This is a genomic window from Sulfurimonas sp., from assembly GCF_023229025.1.
Lineage (GTDB): Bacteria > Campylobacterota > Campylobacteria > Campylobacterales > Sulfurimonadaceae > Sulfurimonas.
Window position 1 is genome coordinate 1 of the sequence record NZ_JALOAA010000073.1, and the last position, 3,793, is coordinate 3,793.

At 35.4% G+C, this 3,793-nt stretch carries 1 protein-coding gene and 1 pseudogene; both read right to left on the reverse strand.

The window, feature by feature from the left end:
- Nucleotides 1-88: 88 nt before the first annotated feature.
- Nucleotides 89-3,313, reverse strand: coding sequence for an ATP-binding protein (locus M0Q20_RS10895; RefSeq protein ID WP_295061860.1), 3,225 nt, complete (start codon nucleotides 3,311-3,313; stop codon nucleotides 89-91).
- Nucleotides 3,314-3,316: 3 nt separating this feature from the next.
- Nucleotides 3,317-3,793, reverse strand: a pseudogene (locus M0Q20_RS10900) (hypothetical protein); the annotation flags it as partial.

The window sequence follows — 3,793 nt, forward strand, 5'->3', positions numbered from 1 at the left end:
ATAAGCATCGATTTAAGAAGCTTAAGGTTTATCATGTCGTCATCCACTGCTAATACTATTAATTCTTTTGACATTTTATCTTACCTTTTTAAGCATATTTGTTAAACAGAGATTGAAGCAGCTCCCTGTTTACTACATTGTTAATAATTTCATCTACATACTCTTGCTGCTGTGTTGCATTTTTGTCTATAGAGTCATCAATAAGTACAATATGAGAATCAAGACCGCTTGAACTGCTTAAATTTCTAATGCCTGAAGAGATATTGGCTAAATCTAAATCATCGTACTCTTTGTCAAAGAGAACAACTTTGTAGGAGTAGTTTTCAACTAGTTCTCTAAAATCTATAGGTGAAGAGACAACTTCATAAGTAAGCCCCATTCCCTCTATGATTTTTGTGTAGAGTCTTGTTTCAAAGTCACTCTTCTTTGCTAAGAGTATATCTGCTCTATACTCTGCTTCATCTGGATGCTCTACTGCTTCAGCTAGTTTTTCTATAATTGCTTCTTGTGTAGCACTGCTACTGCTATCCTCTTTGTGCTCTTCTTCTTGCGTCTGACTATTTGCTAAATCTTTGACTTCAACAATATGGTTTGCTAAAAAGTGATTTAGAACCGAGATTATTTCCGAACGTACCAAAGGCTTAGTGGTGTACTCATCAAGTCCTGCTGCTAGGAATTTTTCTCTATCGCCCTTGAGTGCATTTGCGGTTAGAGCAACAATAGGAACATGCGGCTGAGCATAATCCTCTTCCCACTCTAAAATCTCAGCCGTTGCTTCAACACCATCTAAAAACGGCATCTGTATATCCATGAAAATCATATCAAAATTTTCATCTTTTCTTTTTTGAAAAGCATCAAGACCGTTATTTGCTATAGTAACACTCAACCCTAAGTCTTCAAGCGTTCTTTGAATAAGTTTTTGATTTATAATATTATCTTCTGCAACCAAAACATTTGCAACAAATCTTGATGTGTTGAGGTCAAATTTTTTGCGAGACACTTTTTTAGCAACTTGTGTTGAGGCATTTGACATAACATAGTTTTCAAGCGTTTGCTTTATCTTTGAAGCATGCAGAGGTTCGTACAAGACCTTAAATATATCAAGACCTAAACTATCTATTTTTTTCATTAGGTTTGATTTTGTTAAAACGATAAGTTCCTGAGGCAGTTTTGAAAGCTCCTCAAGAGTCTCTTCATTTGCATAATCATAATCAACAAAAATCAGGTTATAGTTTACATCTTTTTGAAGAAGAGCTATTTTGCTTACATCTTTAAAGGTTGTGTATCCGACACCAAAGTAATCAAGATACTCTCTTAGATACTTATCTTGCTTTTTAATTTTCATTGAATCGCTTAATATAAGTGCTTTTAGAGTGCTAAAGCTATCTTTAGTACTCTCGGTAAGAGTCTCAACTTCTTCAAAATCAAGAGTAAAGAAGAAGGTTGTACCTTCTCCAACTTTACTATCGAGATCTAGTTCTCCGCCCATTAAATTTATAAAACTGCTTGAGATAGTGAGTCCTAGACCGGTACCGCCGTATTTACGTGTAATTGAAGTGTCGGCTTGTGAAAATGCTTCAAAAATTTTAGATTTTTGCTCATTTGTTACGCCTATACCGCTATCTTGAATCTCAAACTTAATTCTTGTCTTGCCTATTTCGCTAGACTCTACTCTTCTTATGTTGACATTTATAGAGCCTGCGTTGTTGGTAAACTTGACTGCATTTGAGAGTAGATTAATAATGACCTCTTTGAGTTTTGTAGGGTCGCCTTTGAGTGGAAACTCAAGGCTTGGATCAACAAAACAACCAAGGTTAATATGTTTTTCACTAGCACGAACAGCATAAACTTCAACAGCACTTTCAAACTCTGTTATCGGGTTAAAGGCGATATTCTCAATCTCAAGCTTATTGCTCTCAATTTTAGAGAGGTCAAGAATATTATTGATAATTTCAAGAAGATTTTCAGAACTTTTTTCAATAATATCAACAAATTCACTCTGTTCTTCTTGCAGACCGGAGTCTTTAAGAAGCTCGGTAAACCCAACAATACCGTTAAGAGGAGTACGAATCTCATGAGACATATTTGCCAAGAACATAGATTTTGCTTCACTTGCTTCTTGAGCAGAGATTTTATCTCTCTTAGTCTGATCAATAATCTCTTCAAGTAGCTCATAAGCCAAGTCTGTACCTTGAGCAGTATGAAGATTTATTTTTCTATCTTGTGAGTCATAATCCTCTGCAACCTTTTCTAGTACCTCCTCGAGGTGTTTAATGTTTTTTGCAATCTCATTTGAGAGGATATATCCTAAAATAGCAAGTATAATAGCAATTAACCAAGCTGAAAAGGTAAGTACCAATACTTGCAGTGAATCTTTTTGCACATCTTTTGCTCTGCTGTCCATCGCATTAAGAAGTATGTTTTCAGCTTCGGAAATTATATTGATTTTCTCAGATAGCATCGTAAACCATATTCCTGAAGATATATCATACTCTCCACTCTCTGCAAGAGATATAATAGCCGTTCTCTCACTATTTATATCCTCAAGCAGCTCTTGGGTATCTTCTGTTTTAAATAGTTGATTTAGCTTGTTTGCTAAGTTTCTATTTTGTATTCCCTCATAGTTTATTGCGTCAGCCCTACCTATAAGGGAAATCCATGTATTTAGGTCTTCACTTGTCAACTGAGCCGAACGAGAGATGATATATGACATATACCCTCTCTCAACTCCAGAGGCCTCTTTGGCGTTAACCATAGATATGTATAGATTGTAAAGTTCGTTAATCTCTTTATCAATCTGATTCTCTGTAATTTGCTGTAGTTGACTTACAAAGTTATCTTGTGCCGAGCTATATACATTTGTAAACATCTCCTCAAACTCAATCTTGTTTTCATCTACAAGAGGTCTTATTGATTTAATTTTTTCAATAGAGGCAGCGGTGCTGTGCAAATTTGCACATGTAAGGCAGGCGGAGTTGTCGTTATCGCCTTTGTGATTGTGTAGAAGCTCATTCTCCTCTATGTATTTAAGATAGTTCTCTACCTTTTTGTCAACGATTTTTCTCTGTTCATTTAAAGACTTTAAGATATTTTCTGTTTGATTTCCAAGGTACATTGCACTCATACCGCGTTCTCTAGCGATATTTCCGACTACTTCATTTAAGAGCTTGTTTTGATCTAGTTTCTCTTGGAGTTGCTCGGCTGCTCTATACTCGATAAAAGAGTTGTAAACAAAGTAACTGCTCATTACAAACAGTACAATAATTGGTAAAAGACTTATCAGTCTTAATCTATTTTTTAATCCAAGTTGCATCGTTTATCCTCTTTGGTTTGAGATTAAGTTTAATTTTGAGACTATATTTTCAATAAGAGTGCTAAGAGTTGTGTTGTCGCTAGAGTTAATAATAGCCTTTAACTCGTCGTCAAAATCATGAATTCTCATATTTTCACTCATTCCTCTTAATTTTACCGCAGCACTTTTACAAGCAGTTAAATTCTCTTTATTGTTAGACTCTATCATTGAGTCACATAGCCCTTTAGCCTCATTTATGTAATCTTCAAACAGCTCATTAAAGCTCTCTATATCTAAACCCATCTCTCTGGCGATTATGCTCTTGTCATAGGTGGATTCAACATCTAAGGCACTCTCCATCTCTTCTGAGATTAACAAATCCTCATCAATAGTCTCATCTTCGATTACTATATCTTGAGCCATAAACTCATCATCTGCTAGTTCAGGAATCTCAATGGAGTTTGGAACTTGAGAGTCATCAATAACTACATGTTCAGATGG